The 23,972-nt window shown below is 72.8% G+C and carries 21 protein-coding genes and 1 pseudogene; 8 read left to right on the top strand and 14 right to left on the bottom strand.

Features of this window, described 5'->3' with window-relative positions; all coding sequences use genetic code 11:
* Positions 1–29: 29 nt before the first annotated feature.
* Positions 30–1,826: an acyl-CoA carboxylase subunit beta gene (locus P0R35_RS01615; protein WP_284013517.1), complete on the top strand. Its 1,797-nt coding sequence runs from the start codon at positions 30–32 to the stop codon at positions 1,824–1,826.
* Between the two features lie 160 nt (positions 1,827–1,986).
* On the opposite strand, the gene P0R35_RS01620 is transcribed toward P0R35_RS01615, so the two are convergent.
* The 5 genes from P0R35_RS01620 to P0R35_RS01640 all read right to left on the bottom strand — a co-directional run bounded on the left by P0R35_RS01620 (position 1,987) and on the right by P0R35_RS01640 (position 5,047).
* Entirely contained in the window at positions 1,987–2,592 is a 606-nt protein-coding gene (locus tag P0R35_RS01620; RefSeq protein WP_284013518.1) for a PH domain-containing protein, read from the bottom strand.
* Entirely contained in the window at positions 2,589–3,236 is a 648-nt protein-coding gene (locus tag P0R35_RS01625) for a PH domain-containing protein (RefSeq protein ID WP_284013519.1), read from the bottom strand. The genes P0R35_RS01620 and P0R35_RS01625 overlap by 4 nt, the downstream gene beginning before the upstream one ends.
* A 48-nt stretch (positions 3,237–3,284) precedes the next feature.
* Complete coding sequence (locus P0R35_RS01630; RefSeq protein ID WP_284013520.1) at positions 3,285–3,719, bottom strand: MauE/DoxX family redox-associated membrane protein; 435 nt, start codon at positions 3,717–3,719, stop codon at positions 3,285–3,287.
* Between the two features lie 47 nt (positions 3,720–3,766).
* On the bottom strand, positions 3,767–4,453 hold the full coding sequence (locus P0R35_RS01635) for a hypothetical protein (protein WP_284013521.1): 687 nt from the start codon (positions 4,451–4,453) through the stop codon (positions 3,767–3,769).
* 129 nt (positions 4,454–4,582) lie between these two features.
* Positions 4,583–5,047, bottom strand: a complete 465-nt coding sequence (locus tag P0R35_RS01640) for a MaoC family dehydratase (protein WP_284013522.1) — start codon at positions 5,045–5,047, stop codon at positions 4,583–4,585.
* A gap of 110 nt (positions 5,048–5,157) precedes the next feature.
* On the opposite strand from P0R35_RS01640, the gene P0R35_RS01645 reads away from it, so the two are divergent.
* Complete coding sequence (locus tag P0R35_RS01645) at positions 5,158–6,006, top strand: HpcH/HpaI aldolase/citrate lyase family protein (RefSeq protein WP_284013523.1); 849 nt, start codon at positions 5,158–5,160, stop codon at positions 6,004–6,006.
* An 86-nt stretch (positions 6,007–6,092) separates the two neighbouring features.
* Here P0R35_RS01645 and P0R35_RS01650 read toward each other — a convergent pair whose 3' ends face one another.
* Both P0R35_RS01650 and gdhB read right to left on the bottom strand, forming a co-directional pair.
* On the bottom strand, positions 6,093–7,229 hold the full coding sequence (locus tag P0R35_RS01650) for a cytochrome c oxidase subunit II (protein WP_284013524.1): 1,137 nt from the start codon (positions 7,227–7,229) through the stop codon (positions 6,093–6,095).
* Positions 7,230–7,489: 260 nt separating this feature from the next.
* Complete coding sequence (gene gdhB, locus P0R35_RS01655) at positions 7,490–8,842, bottom strand: glutamate dehydrogenase GdhB (RefSeq protein ID WP_284013525.1); 1,353 nt, start codon at positions 8,840–8,842, stop codon at positions 7,490–7,492.
* Positions 8,843–9,154: 312 nt separating this feature from the next.
* On the opposite strand from gdhB, the gene P0R35_RS01660 reads away from it, so the two are divergent.
* The 5 genes from P0R35_RS01660 to P0R35_RS01680 all read left to right on the top strand — a co-directional run bounded on the left by P0R35_RS01660 (position 9,155) and on the right by P0R35_RS01680 (position 13,492).
* Entirely contained in the window at positions 9,155–10,414 is a 1,260-nt protein-coding gene (locus P0R35_RS01660; protein ID WP_284013526.1) for a Glu/Leu/Phe/Val family dehydrogenase, read from the top strand.
* A gap of 166 nt (positions 10,415–10,580) precedes the next feature.
* A complete protein-coding gene (locus P0R35_RS01665; RefSeq protein WP_284013527.1) occupies positions 10,581–11,315 on the top strand; it encodes a hypothetical protein in 735 nt (244 codons plus the stop codon).
* Positions 11,218–11,700: an MOSC domain-containing protein gene (locus P0R35_RS01670; protein WP_284013528.1), complete on the top strand. Its 483-nt coding sequence runs from the start codon at positions 11,218–11,220 to the stop codon at positions 11,698–11,700. Before P0R35_RS01665 ends, P0R35_RS01670 begins: the two co-directional genes overlap by 98 nt.
* A gap of 175 nt (positions 11,701–11,875) precedes the next feature.
* On the top strand, positions 11,876–12,880 hold the full coding sequence (locus P0R35_RS01675) for a DUF3179 domain-containing (seleno)protein (RefSeq protein WP_284013529.1): 1,005 nt from the start codon (positions 11,876–11,878) through the stop codon (positions 12,878–12,880).
* A 72-nt stretch (positions 12,881–12,952) separates the two neighbouring features.
* On the top strand, positions 12,953–13,492 hold the full coding sequence (locus tag P0R35_RS01680) for a hypothetical protein (protein WP_284013530.1): 540 nt from the start codon (positions 12,953–12,955) through the stop codon (positions 13,490–13,492).
* Here P0R35_RS01680 and P0R35_RS01685 read toward each other — a convergent pair.
* Positions 13,444–14,445 (bottom strand): acetamidase/formamidase family protein, encoded by a 1,002-nt coding sequence (locus P0R35_RS01685; protein ID WP_284013531.1) that lies wholly within the window; start codon positions 14,443–14,445, stop codon positions 13,444–13,446. The genes P0R35_RS01680 and P0R35_RS01685 overlap by 49 nt on opposite strands.
* A gap of 126 nt (positions 14,446–14,571) precedes the next feature.
* On the opposite strand from P0R35_RS01685, the gene P0R35_RS01690 reads away from it, so the two are divergent.
* A complete protein-coding gene (locus tag P0R35_RS01690) occupies positions 14,572–15,735 on the top strand; it encodes a sensor histidine kinase (RefSeq protein ID WP_284013532.1) in 1,164 nt (387 codons plus the stop codon).
* Between the two features lie 26 nt (positions 15,736–15,761).
* On the opposite strand, the gene P0R35_RS01695 is transcribed toward P0R35_RS01690, so the two are convergent.
* From P0R35_RS01695 to P0R35_RS01715, 6 genes and pseudogenes are all read right to left on the bottom strand, one after another.
* Entirely contained in the window at positions 15,762–20,264 is a 4,503-nt protein-coding gene (locus tag P0R35_RS01695; protein WP_284013533.1) for a hypothetical protein, read from the bottom strand.
* Between the two features lie 234 nt (positions 20,265–20,498).
* Entirely contained in the window at positions 20,499–21,773 is a 1,275-nt protein-coding gene (locus P0R35_RS01700) for an ICP22 family protein (RefSeq protein ID WP_284013534.1), read from the bottom strand.
* A gap of 2 nt (positions 21,774–21,775) precedes the next feature.
* The gene (locus tag P0R35_RS01705; RefSeq protein WP_284013535.1) at positions 21,776–22,483 is read right to left on the bottom strand and encodes an integrin alpha; all 708 of its coding nucleotides are present in this window, start codon (positions 22,481–22,483) and stop codon (positions 21,776–21,778) included.
* On the bottom strand, positions 22,426–22,617 hold the full coding sequence (locus P0R35_RS01710; RefSeq protein ID WP_284013536.1) for a hypothetical protein: 192 nt from the start codon (positions 22,615–22,617) through the stop codon (positions 22,426–22,428). The genes P0R35_RS01705 and P0R35_RS01710 overlap by 58 nt, the downstream gene beginning before the upstream one ends.
* Before the next feature lie 71 nt (positions 22,618–22,688).
* A pseudogene (locus P0R35_RS16530) lies at positions 22,689–22,757 on the bottom strand (hypothetical protein); the annotation flags it as partial.
* Entirely contained in the window at positions 22,754–23,833 is a 1,080-nt protein-coding gene (locus P0R35_RS01715) for an integrin alpha (protein WP_284013537.1), read from the bottom strand. The gene P0R35_RS01715 and the pseudogene P0R35_RS16530, both read right to left, overlap by 4 nt.
* Positions 23,834–23,972 lie beyond the last annotated feature (139 nt).

The following is a 23,972-nucleotide window of genomic DNA, read 5'->3' on the forward strand; positions in this document are numbered from 1 at the left end:
CTTTCCGCAATTCTTGCGGAGGGTGGGCTATGAAAATCCACGTGGGCGCGGCCGCGACCGACGAGGAGGCCTCCGCCATCGCGGAGGCGATGGCCGAGCACTTCGGCGTCGCCACCGAGGTGTACGCCGGCGACGACGCCGACGAGCCGCTCGCGACCGCCGAGCCGCCGGAGATCGACTACCCGCTGGACGACGATCTGGGGCCGACCGACCGCGAGGCGCGACTGCGGGCGGAGATCGACGACATCCTGCAGGGCGGCCCCGAGAAGTACAAACGGCGCCTCCCCGACCAGGGGAAACTGTTCGTCCGCGACCGACTGGACCTGTGGTTCGGCGAGGGCGGGGAGGGCGGCCCGGGCGACGCCGGCCGGGAGGGCGCCGCCGACGGCGTGAAGTTCGAGGACGGGAAGTTCGCCCACTTCGACGCGTGGCACGAGCACTCCCCCGACGTCGACGAGTACGACGAGGGCAACCGCCTCCCCGCGGACGGCCTCATCACGGGGGCCGCCGAGTTCGAGGGGCGCGACCTGCACTTCATGGCGAACGACTTCACGGTGAAGGCGGGGTCGATGGCCGGCAAGGGCGTCGAGAAATTCCTCCGGATGCAACAGCGCGCCCTGAAGAACGGGAAGCCGGTGCTGTACCTGATGGACTCGTCGGGCGGCCGGATCGACCAGCAGACGGGCTTCTTCGCCAACCGCGAGGGGATCGGGAAGTACTACTACAACCACTCGATGCTGTCGGGGCGCGTCCCACAGGTCTGCGTCCTCTACGGGCCGTGCATCGCGGGGGCGGCGTACACCCCCGTCTTCGCCGACTTCACGATCATGGTCGAGGGGATGTCCGCGATGGCGATCGCGTCGCCGCGGATGGTGAAGATGGTCACCGGCGAGGAGATCGACATGGACGAGTTGGGCGGCCCGGACGTCCACGCCAAGCACTCCGGGAGCGCCGACCTCGTCGCCGAGGACGAGCGCCACGCCCGCGAACTCGTCGCGAAACTGGTGGGCTACCTCCCGGACAAGGCGGGCGAGAAACCCCCGCGCTCGGACCCGAAGCCCCCGACGTACGCCCCCGACGGGATCGACGAACTGATCCCCGAGGCGCCGAACCGCCCGTACGACGTCCACGACCTGCTCGAGCGGGTCTGTGACGCCGAGTCCGTCTTCGAGTTGAAGCCCGACTACGGCAAGGAGATCGTCACGGCGTTCGCGCGCATCGACGGCCGGCCCGTGGGGATCGTCGCGAACCAGCCGACCGAGCGCTCGGGCGCCATCTTTCCCGACGCCGCCGAGAAGGCCGCGCAGTTCATCTGGACGTGCGACGCCTACGAGGTGCCGCTGCTGTACCTGTGTGACACGCCGGGGTTTATGGCCGGCTCGCAGGTCGAGAAGGACGCCATCCTCGAGAAGGGGAAGAAGTTCATCTACGCCACCTCCTCGGCGACCGTCCCCAAGCAGACCGTCGTCGTCCGCAAGGCGTACGGCGCCGGCATCTACGCGATGGGCGGGCCCGCCTACGAGCCCGAGTCGGTGATCGGTCTCCCCTCCGGCGAGATCGGGATCATGGGGCCCGAGGCCGCGATCAACGCGGTGTACGCCAACAAGCTGAACGCCATCGACGATCCCGACGAGCGGGCCGCGCGCGAGGACGAACTCCGCGAGGAGTACCGCCGCGACATCGACGTCCACCGGATGGCCAGCGAGGTCGTCATCGACGAGATCGTCCCGCCGTCGGAGCTGCGCGAGGAGCTGGTCCAGCGATTCGACTTCTACGCGGACATCGAGAAGTCGGTGCCGGACAAGAAGCACGGCACCGTCCTCTGACCGGCGGGATCGAGTTGAAGTACCGAAACGGGACCACCCCGTCCGTGTCCTGACGAGCCGACGGACGGCGGTCCGCGGGTGCCCGGTGCCCCGCCGTCCGACCGCGCCGCATCGGCTGTTCGCCCGTACCTCGTCCCACGAGCGTGCGCGACCGCGTCGGCTACCGGTCGAACGCCGCCCTGAGCAGCCGCACCTCGTCGCGGACCGCCCGCCACGCGTCGAGTGACCCGGGGATCGACTCCTCCCGTCGGCCCTCGTCACCACCGCCGCCCGTGTTGTCGTCGACGAGCCCGCGTACGTCCCGCGGGTCGTCGACGCGGCGGAACGACACTCCGCCCCCGGCTGTCTGGATCGTCACGGTCCCGTAGCCGAACAGCGACCCGGTCACCGACTGCTCGTACGCGGTGTTCTCCACCATCGAGAGCCGCGCGCGGACGACGCGGCGCCCGACGACGCCGGTCTTCACCGACGCGGCTCGGTCGGTGAGGACGTACCGGGTGTTCGTCAGCGACAGCACCGCCAGCGCCGGGATGGAGGCGCCGACGATCACCGCCAGCGCCGCGACCGCGACCCCGACCCGCCCGGCACCGCCCGCGGGGCCGACGGCGAGCGCCAGGCCGCCGACCCCGACGCCGAGCCCGACGACCCCCGCGGGGATCGCGGCCGAGAGCCGCGGCCGCCCGGTCCACAGCACCGTCTCGTCGTCGGCCAGCGGAACCGCCTCGGGGACGCCATCGGCGCCCGCGGCCGCGGCGGCGTCGCTCATCGGTCGCCGTCGTCCTCGGCGACGAACGGGGACTCGGTGTCGACCATGTCCGCCCCGCCGTCGTCGCTCCCGGCCGAACCGTCCGCCGCCCCGTCCGTGTCCTCGACGGCCGTCCGGATCGCCCGCAACTCGGCGAGGATGTCCGCGAGGACGTCGGGTTTCGTCTCCGCGTCGGCGTCGCCGCCGCGGCCGCCGCGGCCGTCGCGGGCGCGGATCCGTTCGTTGATCAGTTCCTGGATGCGTTTCGGGTCGCCGACGCTGTCGAGGCTGAGTTCGACCCCGGAGCCGCCGGCCGTCGAGATGTCGACGTCGCCGAAGCCGAACTGCGTGCCGAAGAACCCCTGCGTGTAGGAGGTGTCCTGCACCTTCTCGAAGCCGACGCGCTTCACGTCGCGCGACAGCACGCCGCGCTTCTTGTACAGCGCCTCGGTCGTGATCACGTACTCGGTGTTCTCGCGTGCGAGGTACGCCGACGCGACGATCGGGAGTCCCACCAGCACCAACGACAGCGGGATCCCGATCACCAGCGCCGGGACGAGGCTCATCGAGTGCGGCTTGCCGGTCCAGACGACCTCCTCCTCGGGGTCGAGCGAGAGCCAGTCGAAGCCGTCCGGGAGGGCACCGTCCGCGGGGTCGGATGACATGGGCGGTGGTGTCGCGCCGGAGGTGATAAACCCCACCCCGACGCCGCCTCACTCGGCGTCGGTCAACGAGTGCCGCAGCACCGCGAGGGCGAGGCCGACGAGCCCGACGCCGCGCGCCAACACGTCGCCGAAGGCGCCGCCGGCGGGCCCGCCCGTCGTCGCCCACACGACCGCGAGGTAGACACACGTCGCCGTCAGCGACGCGGCGGCGACGAACGAGGCGAGGGCGACGACGCGGTCGGCGAGGAGCGCGAGGCCGAAGGCCACCTCGAGGAAACCGTTGACCAGCATGAACGCGGTCGGCGAGACGACGAGCCACGGCGCGAGCCAGTCGACGACGTAGACGGTCCACGCGGCCGGGTCGAGCAGTTTGTGGACGCCGGCGGCGAGGACCATCCCGCCGAGGCCCCACCGGGCGAGCGTCGGCGACGACGGGAGCCGTGCGGCCGTCGCCCGCGCGCCCTCGATGACGGTGTCTGACACGGGGTCGCTTCGGCTCGGACAGGTAAGTAGGCTGCTCCCGGCGGCGATCAGTCGTCGGCGTGTGCGCGGAGGATCCGCCGGTAGTACGGCTCCATGACCGTGACGGCCTCCCGCCAGTGGACGTCCTCGTGGAGGTCGTGGAGTTCGACGCCGAGGAGGTACCGGACCGGCGCCGTCCCGAACCCCTGCCGCCCGTCGCTGGGCTTCTCCGGGTACGTCTCGTCGCCGATGGCGGTCCGGAACTCGATCCGCTGCGCCCGGAGCATCGGCGTCCAGTAGTCTCCGTCGGCCTTGTGGTTGCGCCACGCCCGCGTCGTCGCCGCGGCGTACTCGGGGTCCATCCCCACAGCCGCGGCCCTGTCGCGCAACGGCTCCCTGACGGCGCTCCAGTCGGCGTCGCGGATCGACTCGGCGTGGATGCGGCCGTCCCGCATGTGCTCGGTCTCGATGTCGTCTTTCGCCCACAGCGCGTCGACGTACCCCCGCGCCGCCCGACGGGCGGCCGCCTCGTCGACGTCGCCGAACTGGCGGGCGTCGACGGCGGCGAACGACGCGACCGCCGCCGACCGATCCCCCCGGTCGTGGTAGCGGAACCCCGCACACAGCTCCCGCGCCATGTGCCGCGCCGCCCGTGCGACCGGGTCGTCGTCCCCGTCGAACTCCCCCCCGGCTCCCTCGGCCGCGACAGACCCCCCGATGCTCCCTCCCTCGCCGCGTCGTGCGTCTCCCGTCACGGGTTACTCATCCGAGGTCCGTGTCGGACCGACATAGTATTTTTGCCGCTCGTCCGTCACTAATTTTGTCCGCGCCTGCCGAGAGATTGCACGCCCGCGCTCGGTCGTGCGCCCGTCGCGCCGAGCCGGTCACTCCGCGTCGGGGCGCTTGAGCGACAGCACGGTCCGTTCGAAGCTGCAGACGAGCGTCTCGTCGTCGCCGTCCGCTTTGTACGCGTCCACCCGCATCGTGACGACGCCGCGCTCCCCGTCGCTGGTCTCGCGTTTGTCGAGCACGGTCGACTCCGCGCGGATCGTGTCGCCGTGGAACACGGGGTTCGGGTGCTCGACGTCGTCGTACGACAGGTTCGCGACGATGGTGCCGTCGGTCGTGTCCGGGATCGAGAGGCCGGTCGCGAGCGCCATCGTGTAGATGCCGTTGACGAGTCGCTCCCCGAACTGCGTGTCCGCCGCGAACGCGGCGTCGAGGTGGAGCGGCTGCTGGTTCATCGTCATGTCGCAGAACGTCTGGTTGTCGCGCTCGGAGACGGTCCGTCGCTTCTCGTGGACGATCGTCTCGCCCGGTTCGAACTCCTCGTAATACTTGCCGGCCATGGTCGGGGGTCGCCGTGGGGGCCCAAAACCGTACGGGAACCGCGTCGCGACCCCGCGACGGCGACCCGGGGCCGCGGGGATTGATACGGTCGTCCGGCGAACCCCGATCCATGCCCAGACGCAGTCTCCTGTTCTCCCCGGGCGACCGGCCCGACCTGATGCGGAAGGCGCCCGGCGCCGGCGCCGACACGATCGTGTTCGACCTCGAGGACGCCGTCGCCCCCGCCCGCAAGGCCGACGCTCGACGCGACGTCCGCGACGTGCTCGCGGCCCCCGACTTCCGGCCCGACGCCGAGGTGTGCGTTCGCGTGACCGGCACCGACACCTACCGCGACCTGGAGGTGCTCGCGGACGACGCGGCGACCTTCGACGCGGTGATGCTCCCGAAGGCGGAGTCGGCCGACGCCGTCGACCACCTCGCGGCGCAGTTGCGCGAACGCGACCGCTCGGTCCCGGTGATCGCGCTGATCGAGACGGCGCGCGGCGTGTTGCGCGCCGCGGAGATCGCCGACGCCCGCGCGACCGACGCCGTGGCGTTCGGCGCGGAGGACCTCTCGGCGGACCTCGGGGCGACCCGGACCGACGAGGGCACGGAGGTGCTGTACGCCCGCGAGAAGGTGGTCACGGCGGCCGCGGCCGCCGGCGTCGACGCGATCGACACGGTGTACACGGACTTCGACGACACGGAGGGACTGGCCGGGGAGACGCGCTTCGCGGCCACGCTCGGGTACGACGGCAAGATGGCGATCCACCCCGCGCAGGTGTCCGTGATCAACGAGGCGTTCACGCCCGACGCCGAGTCGATCGCGTGGGCGCGGGACGTGCTCGCCGCCCGCGACGACGCCGCGGCCGACGACCGCGGCGTGTTCGAGGTCGACGGCGAGATGATCGACGCGCCGCTGGTCGCGCAGGCCGAGCGGGTCCGCGAGTACGCGCGGCTGGCGGGCGAGTGGGAGTGAGAACTGCGGACCGACGGCGTAATCGTCGCTACGGCGGTCGTGGGGTCGCGGTCACTGAACCCGGCGCCCGCCACGCCGGCAGCGACTCACCGCGAAGCGACCCAATCGTCGAACGTCTCGGACTCGACGATCCGGGCGGGCGCCTGGTGATCCGCGTGGCCCTCGCCACAGTATTCGGTGCAGAGCGTGCGCCCTTCGAACGGCTCCGTCGGGGCGACGACGACGTACTGGTCGACGCCGGGTTCGGCTAAAACAGCCCCGTCGACGGTCTGGACACGCAGGCCGTGCACGACGTCCGAACTGGTCGCAACGAGCACCGTTTCGCGTCCCGTCGGGAGCACCAACTCATCCGAGCCGGTGATGCCGTACTCGGGGTAGTCGAACGTCCAGTCCCACTGACTGGCACGGACACGAACGCGTTCCGGGTCGTCCAGCCCGCGGGGGCGCAGATAGACGTTCTCACCCCCGTACGGGAACGAACTCGAATCCGCGTGTGCCGTGATCATCGCACTGTCGGTCGAAACCGTGTCACCGTTCACCAGGAAGGGGTAGTTGTCGAAGGTGCTCCCGATGAACGTCGCTTCGTCGGCCTCGCCCTCGGGGTACTTAGCGGCGACCGTCGACGTGATCGGGAACTCCTCGTCGTCCTTCTCCCCGATCGTGTGCCCCCAGGCGGAGGCGAGCGCCCCCTGAACGTGCCCGCTTTCCTCGCTGAAGCCACCGCCGGTCGCCGACACGGCCACCGACAGGAAGTGGTCGCAGTCCGCCGCCTCGACGGTCTCCGAGGCGACCGCTTGCCGCTCGGTCGGCGACTGCTCTGATCCCGCCTCGGACCCCGTGTCAACGACCCGCTCGAAGAGGTCCCGGGGGCCGAGCGACACCCGGTCGTCCGGTCGAACGAACGTCAGTCGCTCGCCGTCGAGTCCGAGCACCCCGTCGTCGTGTTCGTACAGCGTGTACGGGTCGACCGACCCGGCTTCGGGACCGGCGATCGAGTCGCCGAACGCGTCCCCGTCGGGGGCCGTAGCCGACACCACCGTCCCGTCGAGCGCGGTGTACCCCTCGACCAACGACGTGACGTCCACGTCGAGCGAGCGCGGGAGCGCCTTGTCCAGGAGTTGCAGCCGAACGCGCGTCTGACTGGTCGCGGCGAGCGTCGCAGGGGAGAAGAACCGGGCCGTGATCACGTCCCCGTCGTACTCGTCGTCCTCGAATCGCGGCACGTGTTCGTGAACTGGGTCGCTTTCGTCTCCGTCGATACTTTGCCCGCCGGAGTCGCCGCTAGTGCCGGTACAGCCCGCGAAGAGTCCGGCCGACGCCACGCCGAGCCCTCGAAGAAATCGTCGTCGACCGTCCGGGTCGTTACGCATCGTGATCTACTACCTGCCAATTCATCACAATAACACTACCTGTCGCGGACACCGACCGGACGTCACTGCGCCAAGCCGGTCGGAGTCGACGACCGACGATCCCCGACGGCTCGTTACGGCCACAGCCCGCGGACGCTCTTGGCCTCCGCGATGCGCCCGAGCGCGACGACGTACGCCGCGTCGCGCCACGTGATGTCCTTGTCCTCGACCTCGGTGCGGACGGCGTCCCACGCCTTCAGCATCTCCGCCTCCAGTTCCGAGCGCACCTCCTCGACGGTCCACGTCCGGCGGTTGATGTCCTGCAGCCACTCGAAGTAGCTGGCGGTGACGCCGCCGGCGTTCGCGAGGATGTCGGGGATCACGTGGACGCCGCGCTCGGCGAGGATCCCGTCGGCCGTGGACGTCGTCGGGCCGTTCGCCCCCTCGACGACGATGTCGGCGCGGACGTCGGCGGCGTTGTCCGCGGTGATGACGTTGCCGACGGCCGCCGGGACCACCACGTCCACGTCGAGTTCGAGGATGTCGCTCCCCTCGTCGAGCAGGTCGACGCCGGCCGTCTCGGCGGCGTAGTCGGTGACGGCGTTGGGCCGCTCGGAGAAGCTCGGGACGGCGTAGGTGTCGAGCCCGGCGGGGTCGTACACGGCGCCACCGGTGTCGGAGACGGACACCACGTCCGCGCCCCAGTCGTCGAGCAGGCGGGCGGCGTTGGCGCCGACGGAGCCGTACCCCTGCACGGCGACCGTGAGGCCGTCGAGGTCGGAGCCGTAGTAGTCGGCGGCCTCGCGGACGACGATGGCGACCGACCGGCCGGGCGCCTCCTCGCGCCCCTCCGTCCCGCCGACGACGGGCGGCTTGCCCGTGACGACGCCGGGGATGGTCTCGCCCTCCTGCATCGAGTACGCGTCCATGAACCACGCCATCGTCTGGGCGTCGGTGCCCATGTCGGGGGCGGGGATGTCCTTCTTCGGTCCGACGAACTTCCGCAGCTCCTCGGCGAAGCGGCGGGTGAGCTTCTCCGTCTCCGTCGCGGACAGCTCCTTGGGGTCGACGACGACGCCGCCCTTGCCGCCGCCGAAGGGGAGGTCCATCACCGCGCACTTCCACGTCATCCACATCGAGAGGCCGACGCACTCCGCCTCGCTGACGTGGGGGTGGAAGCGGAGGCCGCCCTTGTACGGTCCGCGCACGTCGTCGTGTTGGGCGCGGTAACCGGTGAACACCTCGACGGAGCCGTCGTCGCGCTCCAGCGGCACCGCGACGCGGTGGACGGTCGTCGGGTGTTTCAGGCGCTCGACGACGCCGGGGTCCACGTCGATGTGGGCGGCGGCGTGCTCCAGTTGCCGGCGTGCGGTCTCCAGCGCCGTCTCGGGCTCGGCGTCGTCCTCGGTCCCGGCGTGTTCGTCGGTCGCGGCGGGTTCGTCGGTCGCGGCGCGGTCCTCGCGTGTGTCTGCGGTTCCGGTGGACATGGGTGGTGTCGCCCGCCGTGTGACGGGGTGATACCGGCGGTGCGACGGATCGGAATATAGTATTAATGATGCTGTCCGAACTAAGGTATATTACCACAACATAGGTTCGACCGGCCGGACGGATCGCACGACTCCGTCGGGGTACGTCGTGGGACGCCGGCCGCGCGCAGTCGATCGAGGGCGGCGTCCGGACCGTCGAGGTACCGGACGCGTCGCGTGTGGCCGTCGGTAGGTATGCGTCTTAGGGAGGGTAAGGAATATCCATGATATTGATTCGGCATCGTTAAGAACGGGGACGGTGCCCGGGTACGTATGTCCGGAGACGAGGCCAACCCCTTCGAGAGCCTCCAAGAGCAGATCGACGACGCGGCGGCGTACCTCGACGTCCGCGACGACGTCATCGACCGGCTCAAACACCCCGAGCGGGTGCTGGAGCTGAACCTCTCGGTCGACATGGACGACGGGAGCCTCGGGCGGTTCACGGCGTTCCGCTCGGAGTTCAACGGCGACCGCGGCCCGTACAAGGGCGGCATCCGCTACCACCCGGGCGTCACCCGCGACGAGGTGAAGGCGCTGTCGGGGTGGATGGTGTACAAGTGCGCCGTCGTCGACATCCCGTACGGCGGCGGCAAAGGCGGGATCGTCATCGACCCGTCGGACTACTCCGAGGCGGAGATCGAGCGTGTCACGCGCTCGTTCGCCGAGGAACTCCGTCCGTTCATCGGCGAGGACACGGACATCCCCGCGCCGGACGTGAACACCGGCCAGCGGGAGATGAACTGGATCAAGGACACCTACGAGACGCTGGAGAACACGACCGAGCCCGGCGTCGTCACGGGCAAGTCGCTGGAGGCCGGCGGGTCGGAGGGCCGCGTCGAGGCGACGGGGCGCTCGACGATGCTCACCGCCCGCGAGGCGTTCGACTACCTCGGCAAGGAGATGGACGGCGCGTCGGTCGCCGTGCAGGGGTACGGCAACGCCGGCCACATCGCCGCCTACCTCATCGAGGACCTCGGCGCGAACATCGTCGCCGTCTCCGACTCCTCGGGCGCCGTGTACGCCGAGGACGGCCTCGACGCCCGCGACGTGAAGGCGTACAAAAACGAGACGGGCTCGGTCACGGGCTACCCCGACGCCGACGAGGAGTTCGCCAACGAGGGCCTCCTCACGCTCGACGTCGACCTGCTCGTGCCCGCGGCGTTGGAGAACGCCATCGACGGCGACCTCGCGCCGGACGTGGAGGCCGACGTGATCGTCGAGGCCGCCAACGGCCCGCTCACGCCGGACGCCGACGACATCCTCACCGACGCCGACGTCCACGTGTTCCCGGACATCCTCGCGAACGCCGGCGGCGTCACCGTCAGCTACTTCGAGTGGGTGCAGAACCGCCAGCGCTTCTACTGGACCGAGGAGCGCGTCAACGAGGAGTTGGAGCGCCACATCGTCTCGGCGTTCGACGACCTCACGACGTGCTACGAGGAGCGCGACGTGCCGAACTTCCGGACCGCCGCGTACGTCGTCGCCATCCAGCGGGTGGTCGACGCGTTCTCCGACAACGGCAACTGGCCCTGAGCGGTCGCACCGGCGGTCGCGTCGGGCCTCGGGGCGACCGCCGCGCCCGTCTCGGCGTCGCCGGCCCTCGGGGCGACCGCCGCGCCCGTCTCGGCGTCGCCGGCCCGTCGTCCGCCCGTCGGAACGCGACGCGTGTTTCATGCCGCTGTGGCGCGTCGACCGACGCGTGTCCTCCCTCGTCCGCCCCGCGCACCTCCGTCCGGCAGAGTCGTCGGTACCGGCCGTCGTCGCCTTCGTCGTCGGACTGCTGGTGCACGGTGCCTACGAGGTCGTCGCCGTCCGGGCCGGCCCGGTCCCGATCGTGGTGACGGCGCCGGTCGTCGCCACGCTCGCGTACCTCCGGTTCGCCCCGGCCTCCCGGCTCCGGATCGCGGCGCTGCTGGGGTGGGGGGCGGTCGCGTCGGTCGCGGGCGTCGTCGGGCTGTACCTGCTGACCGCGAACTACTACCTCCCGCGTGCACTCACGCCCGCCGAGGCGGCCGTCTACGACCTGGGGATGTTCCTGTGGTTCGTGGCGGCGGCGACCGGGGCGTACGCGCTGGCGGCGCGACGGCCGGGCCGGCCGGCGGCCGCGGCGGTGGTGGCGGTGCCGGCCGTGCAGGCGGCGTTCCACGTCCTCGTCGTCGTGGCGGTAGCCGGGGAGCGATCCGGTAGTCCCGCGGACGCGGCCCCGGCCGACGGACGGGGCGCTCGACGCGAGGGCGCGGGGACCCGCGGCTTCATCACCGCCGCGACCGTACGGTGTCCCGATGGAGGAGGCCCGCGTCGAGGCGCTGTTCACCGCCCCAGAAGGCTCCGCGCCGATGGTCGACCACGACAGCGTCCGCCTCGTCGACGGCGGCATCGAGGGGGACCGCTACCGCGACGGCACCGGCTACTACTCCCCGTACGACGTCTGTGAGGTGACGCTCGTCGACGCCGCCGCCCTCGACACGATCCGCGAGGAGACGGGTATCGACCTCACCGACGGCCGCCACCGCCGCAACGTCGTCGTCCGCGGCGCCGACCTCGACGAGCTGCTGGGGGCGACGTTCCGCCTCGGCGACGCCGAGACGGGCGCGGTGCTCCGTGGCACCCGCCCGCGCCCGCCGTGTACCCACGTCGAACAGGTGGCGGGCGAGGACGGCGTCGCCCGCGCGCTGAAGGGCCGCCGCGGCGGCGTCTGCGCCGACGTCGTCGACCCGGGCCGCGTCGCCGTCGGCGACGGCGTCGCGGTGCTGGAGGACGACCCGCGCTCGGAGGGCCGGAAGATCGTCGACCGGCTCCGCGAGTCGCTGGGCGGCTGACGTCCCCACCGGTCGCCCGCGCGCCGGCGTGTGCGACGGCGACACACGACCGGCTTACGGCTTTTGAGGCGGTTCGCGTACCCCGGCCCATGTCACTCACACCCACGCGCCGACGGTTCGTCGGCGGCCTCGCCGCCGGGGGATCGGGGCGCTCGCCGGCTGTACGGGCGGCGTCGTGCCCGGGAGCGGCGGCGACGGCGTCGCCGACCTGTTCGACGCGGGGCCGCCGACCCGCGGGGACCCGCTGCACCAGCCGTGGGACCCTGCCGCCGTCCGCGAGGCGACCGTCTCCGGCGGCCCGGGCAAGGACGGCATCCCCTCGGTCGACGACCCGCAGTTCGCCGCCGCCGACGAGGTGTCGTTGGCGGCCGACGACGTCGTCTTCGGTTACGCCGGCGCCGACGACGTCACGGCCTACCCCCAGTCGGTGCTCGTGTGGCACGAGGTCGTGAACGACACGCTGGACGGGACCCCGGTCGCGGTGACGTACTGCCCGCTGACGGGCACGGCGATGGGGTTCGAGCGCGGCGAGACCACCTTCGGCGTGTCGGGGCGGCTCGTCAACAACAACCTCGTGCTGTACGACCGCGCGACCGACTCGCGGTGGCCGCAGGTGCTCGCGACGGCCGTCTCCGGCCCCCACGAGGGCGACCAGCTCCGGGAACTCCGGCTCGTGTGGACGACGTGGGGCCGGTGGCGCGAGGCGCACCCCGACACGCTGGTGATGACCGAGCACACGGGGTACGCCCGGCGGTACGGCTCGGACCCGTACGGCAACTACAACCCGACGAGCGGCTACTACGCCGCCGAGAGCCGCACGCTGTTCCCGCCGCTCGACGAGGGGTGGCGGGCGACGCAGGACGACGCCAAGCGGGTGGTCTTCGCCGCCCGGACCGCCGACCGGGTCCTCGCGTTCGACCGTCCGGCCGCGACGCGGGCGCACCTCCTCGCCACGGCCGACGGCGCGTTCGTCGCCGCGTACGACCCCGCGCTCGACACGGCGTGGGTGTACCGCGCCGGCGACGCGACTGTCGAGCCGTCCGGCGAGAGGGACGGTCGCTTCCGCGTCGACGGCGCCGACCACCCGGCCACCGCCTTGCCGTTGGAGCCGGTGTACGCCTTCGACGCGATGTGGCACGCCGTCGGCGGCTTCTACCCCGAGGCCGAGTATGTCGCGTGAGGGGCGGCCGTCGCCGTCGCCCGCACCCGGCGCGCGCTCGCGGCCGCGCTCGCCGACCGCGTCGCCGCCGGCGTGTCGGTCGCGGCGACGGTCGGCTACGTCCTCGTGTACCTCGTCGCCGTCGGCGACCTCGGCCGGGCGAGCGCGGGCGTCGTCGGCGCCGGGGGCGGCGCCGCGGTCGCGACGACCGTCGCGGCGGACCCGCTCGCACGCGCGCTCGGCGGCGAGGCGGTCGCGCTCGTCACGCTGGGCCCCCTCGAGGTGCTCGTCGCGCCGGCGACGCTCGGCGTCGCGACCGGGCTGGGGCTCCTCGTCGGCGCCAACCTCGGGCTGTCTGCGCTGGCGTGGCGCGCGCCCGCCGCCTGCGGCGTCTCGCCGGCGTCGGGGCTCGCGGCCGGCCTGCCGGCGTTGCTGTCCGGGACGGCCTGCTGCGGGCCGCTGGTGTTCCTCGTCCTCGGGGTGCAGGCGACGGGCACGGCGCTGACGGCCGTCGCGTGGCTCCGGCCGGTCGCCGCGCTCCTGCTCGCGGCGTCGTTGGTGTGGGCGGCGTGGCGCCTCGACGTTCAGGCGTCGGCCGCCGACTCCTCCGGGAAGACGCTCTCGGGGACGTAGGCCGTCACCGTCCAGTTGGGCGCGTCGACCACCTCGCTGATCTTCAGGTCCATCGCGGCCGAACAGAGGATGTACGCCTCCCCCCGTGTCAGCCCGCGGTGGTCGTGCAGGTGGGTGATCATGTGGCGCGTCGCCTTCTTCGTCGCCTCCATCAGGTCCGGGTCGATCCCGGTGGTCGCGTACATCGGCTCGTCGCGGCCGGTCGGCGTGAACGGGCCGGTCGTCGAGAACTCGGGCTGTTCGATGTCGAGGTCCTTGCGCACCCGGAGGCGCGCGGTGACGAACATCGGCGCCTCGACGCCCGTGACACACACCTCGCCGTCGCCCTGCGCGGCGTGGCAGTCCCCCGTCGAGAACAGCGCCCCGTCGACCTCCACCGGGAGGCGGACGGTCGAGCCGGCGGTCATGTGCTTGACGTCCATGTTGCCGCCCACGCTGCGCGGCGGGAGCGTGTCGTGCTCGCCCGCCTCGGCGGGGGCGTTGCCGATGACGCCCGGGAACGGGTCCAGCGGCACCTCGATCCCGTTCACGAACGTCCCGACGTCGCCCTGCAGGTCCCAGACGTGGATGCCCGGCTCCTCGAAGTCCTCGGGGAGCAGGCCCAACCCCATCTCGCCGGGGAAGTAGACGTTGTACCCCCACCCCTTGTGTTGGAGGTCGAGCAGGTCGACCTCGAGCACGTCGCCCGGCTCCGCGCCCTCGACGTACACCGGCCCGGTGAGCGGGTGGACCGGGTCGAAGCTCACGTCCATGACGTCCTCGGCGGTCGTCTCCACGTCGATCTGCCCGTCGACCGCGTCGCGGCACTCGAACCGCACGACGTCGCCGTCGGCGACCGTCAGCGCCGGCTCCAGCGAGTTGTCCCACGCCGAGTGGACGTTCCGGTCGGCGTCGGACAGGTGGTGGTCGACCGTGTACGGGTCGTCGGCCTCGGCGCCAGCGTCGTGTCCCATGCCACCACACTACACCTGTTTCGGACTTAACACGACCGGTGACGTGGCGGCGGTAGCGACGCCCCGGCTATCCGGTCCGATAGTCGGGATCGGGGCTTCTTGTAGCTGTAACGTGTGACCGGTGACGTGAGCACGCCCTCCCTCCTCGAAGCCGGATACGATGCGCTACCCATGCAGGTCGCCGTCATCGACTCGGCCGGCGTCATCGTGCGTACCAACAGCGCGTGGCGGTCGTACGGCGACTGGGAGGGAATCGACGAGTCGACCGATCCGTGCGGCGGGAACTACCTCCGAGCGTGTCGCGGCGGCGGCGACGGCGACGGCGGCGACCGCTCGCGCGCCGTCGACGGCGGGGTCCGCGCCGCGGGGCCACGGGCCGCGGAGGCCGACGGCGAGGCGGTGGCGGAGGGGCTCGAGTCCGTCCTCGCCGGCGACGCCGACAGCTTCGAGCACGAGTACGCGTGTCACTCCCCGGACGAGCGACGGTGGTTCCTCATGCGCGCCGCCGGCTTCGAACACGCCGGGGAGGCGTTCGCGCAGGTGACACACCTCGACATCACCGAACGGAAGCTCGCGGAGGCGACCGTCCAGTCCCGGAACGACCGGCTCGAGACGCTCGCCGGCGTCCTCGCGCACGACCTGCGCAACCCCCTCCAGGTGGTGCAGGGGCGGACGGCGCTCCTCGACTCCCGCTTCGGCGACGACGGCGACGACGACGGCGACGGCGAGGCGCCGGCCGCCGCCACCGACGCCGGCGACCACGTCGCCTCGATCGACGCGTCGGCCGACCGGATCGAGACGATCATCGAGGACGCGCTCCGGCTGGCGCGCGGCGGGTTCGAGAGCGAGGAGTCGCCCGCCGAGGTCCGCCTCCGCGAGGCCGCGGAGGCGGCGTGGGACCACGTCCGAAGCGAGGAGGCGACGGTCCGCGTCGTCGACTCGTTCGCCTTCGAGGCGGCCGCGGGCCCGCTCGGGCAGGTCCTCGAGAACCTGTTCGCCAACGCGGTCGAGCACGCCGGCGCCGACGTGACCCTCACGGTCGGGACGGTCTCCGGCGGCGCCCGACCGGACGAGCCGTCCGGGTTCTTCGTCGCCGACGACGGCCCCGGCGTCCCGCCCGGGAAGCGCGCGGCGGTGTTCGAGCCGGGCCACACGACCGGCGACGACGGCACCGGGCTCGGGCTCGCCATCGTCGAACAGTTCGTCGAGGCGCAAGGGTGGTACGTCGACCTCGTCGAGTCCGACGGCGGCGGCGCCCGCTTCGAGGTTCGCGGGATCGAACCCCGCTGACCGCGCCCGACGGTCGCTCGCCCGGCCTACCGGTCGGCCTGCACCAGCGCCACCAGCCGGTCCGTCACGCGCGCGACCGCCTCCGAGGCGTCCAGCGCGCCCGGGGGCCCCTGTCCGTTTCCGTTGCCGTTCGCCTGTCCGTTCCCGTTGCTGTTGCCGTTGCTGTTGCCGTTCGCCTGCCCATTGCCGTTGCTGTTGCCGTTCCCGTTGCTGTTGCCGTTCCCGTTCCCGTTCCCGTTCCCGTTGCCGTTCGCCTGCCCATTGCCGTTCCCATTCCCGTTTCCGCTACCGCTGCTGTTCCCGCCTCCGTTGCCGTTCGCCTGTCCGTTCCCGTTGTCGCTGGCGTTCCCCGGTGAACTACCGTTTCCTGCGCCCGGACCGCCGGAAGCTCCTCCGGAGGCCGTGTCGTTTGCGGACTGCCCGCTTCCCGCCGGAGAGCCGTCGCCGGCGGCGTCGTCGCCGCTCCCGGTCGTCTGTTCGTCGTCGCCGTTACCCGTGTCGTCGTCCGCGGGCGGGCCGTTCGGGTCGTCACCCTGCTGTCCCGGCGGGGTCTCGGGCGGCCCCTGACCGTTCGAGTTCCCGGGGCCCGCGTCGTCGGCCTCGTCGCCGCCGGGCGGACGTTCGGTGGAGTCGTCGCTCCCGGGCCCAGGCGACGACACGCTCGACGACTCCTCACTCTCCTCTTCGGCGTCGTTCTCCTCACTCTCCTCTTCGGCGTCGTTCTCGCTTCCGTCGTCCGCCGAGTCGCCCGTCTCCTGCTCCCCGTCGTCGTCCTCCTCTTCGTCGACGGTCTCACCGCCGTCGCCGGCTTCCTCGCCCGGCCGGTCCGTGGCGGCGGACTCGTCGTCGGAACTCCCCTCCGAGTTCCCGTCCGGGTCGTCCCCGCCGTCCCCGGCGGCGTCCGTCTCGCCGTCGTCGCTCTGGCCCGCGTTCCCCTCGGAGTCGTTCGGCTGGCCGTTCGATCCGTCGTCGTCGGGGCTCTCGGGCGTGCCCGTCGTACCCTCCGGAGTCTGATCGTCGCTGTCGCCGTCGGCGTCACCGGCGTCACTCGTCGGCGGTGCCGACTCGTCCTCGTCCGACGGCGCGTCGGCGTCCTCGCCGCTCCCGTCGCCCTCGGGTGCGTCCCCGTCGGTAGCCTCCTCGTCGTCGCTCGGGGTCGACGTGTCCTCCGACTGCTCCGAGGCCCCGTCGTCCGCGTCGTCGCCCGCGCCTCCGTTCCCCGGCGGCGCGTTCGACGGCGGTCCCGCTCCGTCGTTCTCGCCCCGATCGTCCCCGGGTCCGGCCCCGGACGCCCCGTCGTCGGGCGGGGTCGACTGCTCGTCGTCCCCGTCGTCGTCGCCGCCGGGACCGGCCGGCGGTTCGTCGCCGTCCGCGTCTCCCTCCTGGTCGTTGTTGGACTGGTCGTTGTTGGACTGGTCGTTGTTGGACTGGTCGTTGTTGGACTGGTCGTTGTTGGACTGGTCGTTGTTGGACTGGTCGTTGTTGGACTGGTCGTTGTTGGACTGGTCGTTGTTGGACTGGTCGTTGTTGGACTGGTCGTTGTTGGACTGGTCGTTGTTGGACTGGTCGTTGTTGGACTGGTCGTCCTTCCCGTCTTCCCCCTCCTGCGCGCCGTCGTTCGGCGACTGGTCGTCGCTACCGGGGGGGCCGGTGTCGGAGCCGTCCTCGGCCGACCCGTCGGCGTCGCCGGACGACGATCCGCCCGACGCGCCGTCACCGGCCGGCGGCTGGTCCGGGGGCCCCTCGCCGTTCGATCCGGACCCGGGGTCGTCGTTCCCCGGGGTGCTCTCCGGCGGGCCGCCGGGGGGCTCATCCTCCGACTGGTCGTCGCCCGCCGCGCCGGAACCGGGGGTGGCCGTGTCGTCCGCCGGCGTGTCCTCGGCCTCCTCGCCGTCTCCGTCGTCGGCCGTCTCGTCGTCGCTCCCGTCACCGTCGCCGGCGTCGGCGTCGGAGTTCTCGTTCGGCTGGTCGTCGTTCGGCTGGTCGTCGTTCGGCTGGTCGTCGTTCGGCTGGTCGTCGTTCGGCTGGTCGTCGTTCGGCTGGTCGTCGTTCGGCTGGTCGTCGTTCGGCTGGTCGTCGTTCGGCTGGTCGTCGTTCGGCTGGTCGTCGTTCGGCTGGTCGTCGTTCGGCTGGTCGTCGTTCGGCTGGTCGTCGTTCGGCTGGTCGTCGCTTCCACCGGTCGAATCGCTCCCCGCTCCGGACTGGGCTCCCTCCGCCGGCTCGTCTCCGGAAGCGCCGTCGGGCTGCTCCGAGTCGTCGGGCTGCTCCGAGTCGTCGGGCTGCTCCGAGTCGTCGGGCTGCTCCGAGTCGTCGGGCTGCTCCGAGTCGTCGGGCTCGGACTGCCCCGACTCCGGGGGGTCGTCGGCCGAGTCCTCGTCGTCCGCGGATCCCGCGCCCGATCCGTCCGACTCGCCGTCGGCCCCGGACTCCTCTGAGTCGGCGTCCTCGCCGGCCGGCGCGTCGTCGTTCCCTTCGGCTCCGGACTCCCCGGAGTCGGCTTCGTCACCGTCCGACTCGCCCTCCTCGTCCGGCGCGTCCTCGTCGTCCGGCGCGTCCTCGCCGTCCGGGGCGTCGTCGCCGCCGTCGTCGTCCGACCCGTCGTCGGGCGGGGCGGACTCGTCACCGTCGCTCGACGAACTCCCCGCGTTGCCGTCATCGTCGTCGTTCGTCGGCGGCGAGTCGTCGTCCCCGGCGGACGCGTCGTCCTCCGCTTGCCCGTCGTCGTCGCCGGCGCTCCCGGCGTTCGACTGGCCGCCCGAGTCGGCACCGGAGCCGTCGGGCCCGTCCCCGTCGTCATCGTCGTCGGTCGAACCGGAGTCGGCCGAGGCGCTCGGGGCGTCGGACGTCGCCGGGCCGCTCTCGAACAGGCTCGCGGGGTTGCCGTCGACGCGCGACTCGTCGGTCTGGACGCACCGGCCGAACAGGACGTAGGCGGCGCCGGCGTCGTTGCCGCCGCCGTCGTTCTCCGGCGCGCCCACGAGCACGTCCTGGGTGGCGTTGCCGCCGACGTCGCCGGCCGACGCGACCGCGTGGCCGGCCTCGTCGTCGTCCCCCTCGCCGGTGATCCGCGCGTCGGCGTCCCCGAGGCTGCTCGTCACCGCGTCGCCCCCGTTCTCGATCAGGTAGGCGGCGCCGGAGTCGTTGCCGACGCCGGTGTCGTGGCGCGGCGCTCCGACGAGTACGTCGGCTCGCGGCCCGCAGGCCGTACCGGTCACCGCGACCGAGAAGCCGGCGAGGTCGCCCGCGCCCACGCCGCGGTAGGTGCGGTCGGCCGCCGAGAGGTCGCCGCCGGCGAGCGTCCGGTTGCCGAAGAGGACGTACGCCGCCCCCGAGTCGGTGCCGTTGGCGTCGGCGAAGGGCGCGCCGATCACGAGGTCGTCGACGCCGTCGCCGTTCACGTCGGCGCCGCCCGCCAGCGCCGCGCCGGCGAAGTCGCCGCTCTCGGCGCCGGTCACCTCGACGCCGGCCTCGTCGAGGACGCTCGCGTTGGACGCCGCGAACACGTCCGAGAGGACGTACACCGCGCCGTCGTTGGAGCGGTTCGCCCGGTCGGTGTCGGACGCCGGCGCCCCGACCGCGGCGTCCGCGCGGCCGTCGCCGTCGATGTCGCCGACTCCGGCGACCGCCGACCCGGCCAGGTCGTTGTCGTCCTCGCCGTAGAACGCCGCGTCCGCCTCGGACAGCGACAGGGTCCCCGTCGGCCGCTCGGCGAGCGACACGAGGTACGCCGCCCCCGACTCGTTGCCCTCCGTCGTGTCCGCGCGGGGCGCGCCCACGAGCACGCCGCCGCCGGAGCCGTTCTCCGCGACGACCGTCGTCACGGCCTCGCCGGCCTCGTCGTCGACACCGGCGGCGGTCAGCGTGAGGTCGGCCGCCGCGGGGAGGCTGCTCCGCCCGGAGAGCGACTCGCCGCCGTAGACGACGTACGCCGCGCCGGCGCCGCCGTCGGTGGCGTTGCCCGCGGTGGCGTTCCCCGTCGCGTTCCCCGTCGCGTTCCCCGTCGCGTTCCCGCCGGCGTCGGCGAAGGGCGCGCCGATCACGAGGTCGCTGTACCCGTCGCCGTCGACGCCGCCGGCGACCGCGGCCCCGGCGCTCCCGTTCGCGGTGTCGCCCACGAACACGGCGTCCGCCGCCGTCACGTCGAGGTCGCCGGGGTCGACGGGGCCGTAGAAGAGGTACACCGCGCCGCCGTTTGGTGCCTGTCCGTCCGTCTCCGGCGCGCCGACGACGAAGTCGGCGACGCCGTCGCCGTTCACGTCGCCGACGCCGGCGAGGGTGTACCCCGCCATGTCGCGGCCGTTCCCGCCGCGGACGCGGACGTCGGCCGACCCCAACTCGAGCTCGCCCGCGAGCGTCACCTCCTCCGCCGCGTCCGCCGCGTCGTCGCCTCCGATCGAGATCCCCCCCGCGTCGCCGCCGCGTAAGCCCTCCGTGACGCCGGTAGGGCCGACACCGACGAGGATCGGGGCGGCGACCACCACGAGGGCCATCACGACGACTAACGCGGGGATCCGAGCGCCGTTCTCCATGCGAGGAGCCCACGCCGACCGGCCACCTTGTTACTCACAGCGCCCGACACGTCGCCGTCGAGTAACACGGCGCTACACGGCGCCGCGCTCGGGGCGCCGGACGAGACAGCGATCGGGGACGGATCGGCGTTCCCGAGGCCCGAGACGGGCGGAAAGGCCGCCGTACGACGACCACGCCGACGAGTAGCGTCGCCGTTCCGCTACACGTGGGTCCCCGAAGGACCTCCCCGGTCGTTACGTGGACTCCCCGCCGTCGTTCTCCGCGTCGCTCCCGTCCTCGCTCTCTTCGTTCTCGTCGTCCTCGTCTTCCTCTTCGCCGTTCTCCGCCTCACCGTTCTCCTCGTCGTTCCCGCCGTCTTCATCCTCGCCGTTCTCCTCCTCGCTGTTGTCACCCTCCTCACCGTTCTCCTCCTCACCGTTCTCCTCCTCTCCGTTCTCCGCCTCGCCGTTCTCATCGTCGCCGTTGTCACCCTCCTCGCCGTTCTCATCGTCGCCGTTGTCACCCTCCTCGCCGTTGTCGCCGTTCTCGTCCGTGGGGTCGTCGCCGTCGGGCGACGCCGGTTCGCCGTCGTCGGTCTCGTTCCCCTCGTCCGGTTCGTCGTCGCCGTCGGGGGGCGCCGTCCCGTTCTCTGACTCGCCGTCCGCGGGTTCGAGTCCGGTCTCCCCCTCGTCGGAGTCGACGCCCGCGTCGGCTTCGCACGCGATCTCGACGGTGTCGACGCCGACTTCGGTGACGTTCTCGTCCTCGCCGGTCAGCGTCCGCACGGTGTACGTTCCGTTCTCCAGCGTGTCGAGGGCGAGTTCGTCGTCCTCCTCGCCGGCCGGGTCGAGCGTCACGCGCTCTTCGGTGTCGCCCGGCCCCTCGACGTCGACCTGCACCGCGACCTCGTTGGGGTTCGTGACGACCAACACGCCGCCGTCGTCGTCGCAGTCGGCGGTCGCCCCGACCGGGCGCAGGTTCACCGGGGGCGCGGGCTCGTCGGGCTCGTCGGGTTCGTCGGGCGCCGTCGGGGCACAGTCGACCGCGACGGCCTCGACGCCGACCTCGGTGCCGTTCTCGTCCTCGGCGGTCAGCGTCCGCACGGTGTACGTCCCGTTCACCAGCCCGTCGAGCCGGAGCCGGTCGTCGTCCTCGCCCGCGGGCCCGAGCGTCGCGCGCTCGTCGGTGTCGTTCGGCCCCACGACGACGACCTGCACCGGGACGTCGTTGGGGTTCGCGACGACCAGCACGCCGCCGTCGCCGTCGACGTCGCAGGCGACGGTCGTCTCGACGGGGCCGAGTCCGGGGCCGTCGCCGGCGGCCGGGCAGTCGACGGCGAGTCGCTCGCGGCCGACTTCCCGCTCCCGTCCGTCGGCGGTCAGCGTGCGGACGGTGTAGCTCCCGTTCTCCAGTCCGACGAGTCGTCGGCTGTCGTTCGCCTCCCCGGCCGGATCGAGCGCCACGCGCTCGACGGTGTCGTTCGGACCCTCGACGACCGCCACCACGGGGACGTCGTTGGGGTTCGTCACGTTCAGCGTCCCCCCCGCGGCCGCGCAGGTCGTGTTCGTCCCGACGAGCCCAGCGGCGGCGTCTCGCCGCCGTCGTCCGCGCACTCGACGGTGAGCGTGTCGCGGCCGACCGTCTCCCCGTCGCCCTCCCCGGCGGTCAGCGTCCGGACCCGGTAGTCGCCGTCCGGGAGCGCCGACAGCCGGAGGGCGTCGTCGCCGCCCTCGGCGTCGAGGGTCGTGCGTCGCTCGAACCCTCCCGGGCCGGTGACGACGACGCGAACCGGCTCGTCGTTGGGGTTCGTGACGACCAGCCGGCCGCCGTCGTCGCGACACGTCACCGCGATCGACGCCCGTGTCAGGTCGTCGTCCTCGTCGTCGTCGTCGCGGTCCTTGTCACGGTCGTCGTCGCGGTCCTTGTCACGGTCCTTGTCCCGGTCCTCGTCGCGGTCGTCGTCCCGTTCCGCGGGGTCGTCGACGCAGTCGCCGCGCAGGACGTAGGCGATCCCGCCGTCGGCCGCACGCGGTGCCCCGACCGCCACGTCCGCGGCGTCGTCGCCGCTCACGTCGCCGGCGTCGGCGACGGCGGTGCCGGCCTCGTCGCGCGGCGTCTCCCCGCGCAGCGTCGCGTCCGCGTCGTCGAGGACGGTCGACCCCCGTCGCACCTCGCCGTCGATCAGGTACGCGGCGCCGGAGTCGTTGCCGGCGACCGTGTCGCGCCGCGGCGCACCCACGAGCACGTCCGCGGCGTCGCCGCGCTCGCGCCGACGACGGCGACCGAGAAGCCCGCGAGGTCGCCCGCCGCGACGCCGTACAGGCGGCGGTCGGCGTCCGCGACGCTGCCGTCCTCGATCTCGCCGCCGAACACGACGTAGGCGGCGCCGGCGTTGCGGCCGGTCGCGTCGGCGAAGGGGCGCCGATCACGAGGTCGTCGACGCCGTCGCCGTTCACGTCGGCCCCGCCGGCGACGGCGGCGCCGGCGCGGTCGCGAGAGGTCGCGCCGTTCACCCGCGCGTCGGCCGTGTCGAGGCTCCGCTCGCCCCGGAGAACACGTCCGAGAGGACGTACACCGCGCCGTCGTTCGTGGCGTTCGCCCGCCGCGCGTCCGCGCCCGGCGCGCCCACCGCCAGCTCCTCGCGCCCGTCGTCGTCCACGTCGCCGACGGCCGCCACCGCGACCCCGGCCACGTCGTTGTCGTCCTCGCCGAGGAACGTCGCGTCGGCGTCGGCCAGCGACCGCCGATCCGTCGGCCCGTCGCGCAGGTCGACGACGTACACCGCGCCCGAGGCGTTGCCCGCGGAGGTGTTCGCGCCCGGCGCGCCGACCGCGACCCCGCCGCCGGCGTCCGCGTCGTCGTCGCGCCCGGCGCCCACCACGGCGACGGCGTCGCCGGCCTCGTCGCCCGCGCCGGCGCCGGCGAGCCGGACGCCGGCGGCCGTCGTGATCCGCCGCTCGCCCGAGAGCGACTCGCCGCCGTACACGACGTAGACGGCCCCCGAGTCGGTGCCGCCGGCGTCGTCGCCGGGCGCGCCGATCACGAGGTCGCTGTACCCGTCGCCGTCGACGTCGCGGCCCGCGAGCGCGGCCCCCGCCCGGTCCTCGGTGTCGACCCCGTAGAGCACGAGGTCCGCGTCGTCGGCGTCCACCTCGCCGCGGTCGACCGGCCCGTAGAACAGGTACACCGCGCCGGCGTTCCGGGCACGGGAGTCGTTGCGCGGCGCGCCGACCAGCAGGTCCGCCTCGCCGTCGCCGTTCACGTCGCCGACGCCGGCGACCGCGCGGCCCAGCCGGTCGCCGTCACCGGTCGCGTTGACGCGCGTGTCGGCGTCCCCGAGGTCCGTTCGACCGGTCAAAACCCCGCGTCGGTCCGGCGCGACGGTCCCGGCGTCGGGGGATCGAGCGCGCTCGCGGCCGCCGCACCCGTCGTCGCGGTGCCCGTCGTCGCGGTGCTCGTCGTCGCGGTCGTCGCCGCCCCGGACTCCCGGGCCGGGCCCGGACGGAGCGACCGCGCCGGCGACGGGGGCGACCACCGCGAGCAGGGTCACCGCCACCACCACCGCGGTCGCGTGATCGAGTCGAACCATGGCCACGGCCACGCCGGGGGCCGTCCTTGTTATCCACCGTCGCCGCCGGCGGCCGCGAGCGTAGCGGCGCGTTACACGGAACCGTCGCGACGGTCGCGAGCGGGGAACCGACGGAGGGCGGCGGGATCGACGGGGTCCG

This window comes from Halobaculum litoreum (genome assembly GCF_030127125.1).
In the GTDB taxonomy this organism is placed as follows: Archaea; Halobacteriota; Halobacteria; order Halobacteriales; family Haloferacaceae; genus Halobaculum; species Halobaculum litoreum.

Bases quoted from the DNA above. Each gene is read 5' to 3' on its own strand.
- P0R35_RS01645 (WP_284013523.1), top strand. From the start codon at position 5,158: ATGCCCAGACGCAGTCTCCTGTTCTCCCCGGGCGACCGGCCCGACCTG.
- P0R35_RS01620 (WP_284013518.1), bottom strand. From the start codon at position 2,592: ATGAGCGACGCCGCCGCGGCCGCGGGCGCCGATGGCGTCCCCGAGGCG.
- P0R35_RS01685 (WP_284013531.1), bottom strand. From the start codon at position 14,445: ATGGGACACGACGCTGGCGCCGAGGCCGACGACCCGTACACGGTCGAC.
- P0R35_RS01660 (WP_284013526.1), top strand. From the start codon at position 9,155: ATGTCCGGAGACGAGGCCAACCCCTTCGAGAGCCTCCAAGAGCAGATC.
- P0R35_RS01715 (WP_284013537.1), bottom strand. From the start codon at position 23,833: ATGGTTCGACTCGATCACGCGACCGCGGTGGTGGTGGCGGTGACCCTG.
- gdhB (WP_284013525.1), bottom strand. From the start codon at position 8,842: ATGTCCACCGGAACCGCAGACACACGCGAGGACCGCGCCGCGACCGAC.
- P0R35_RS01615 (WP_284013517.1), top strand. From the start codon at position 30: ATGAAAATCCACGTGGGCGCGGCCGCGACCGACGAGGAGGCCTCCGCC.
- P0R35_RS01625 (WP_284013519.1), bottom strand. From the start codon at position 3,236: ATGTCATCCGACCCCGCGGACGGTGCCCTCCCGGACGGCTTCGACTGG.
- P0R35_RS01640 (WP_284013522.1), bottom strand. From the start codon at position 5,047: ATGGCCGGCAAGTATTACGAGGAGTTCGAACCGGGCGAGACGATCGTC.
- P0R35_RS01695 (WP_284013533.1), bottom strand. From the start codon at position 20,264: ATGGAGAACGGCGCTCGGATCCCCGCGTTAGTCGTCGTGATGGCCCTC.
- P0R35_RS01670 (WP_284013528.1), top strand. From the start codon at position 11,218: ATGGTCGACCACGACAGCGTCCGCCTCGTCGACGGCGGCATCGAGGGG.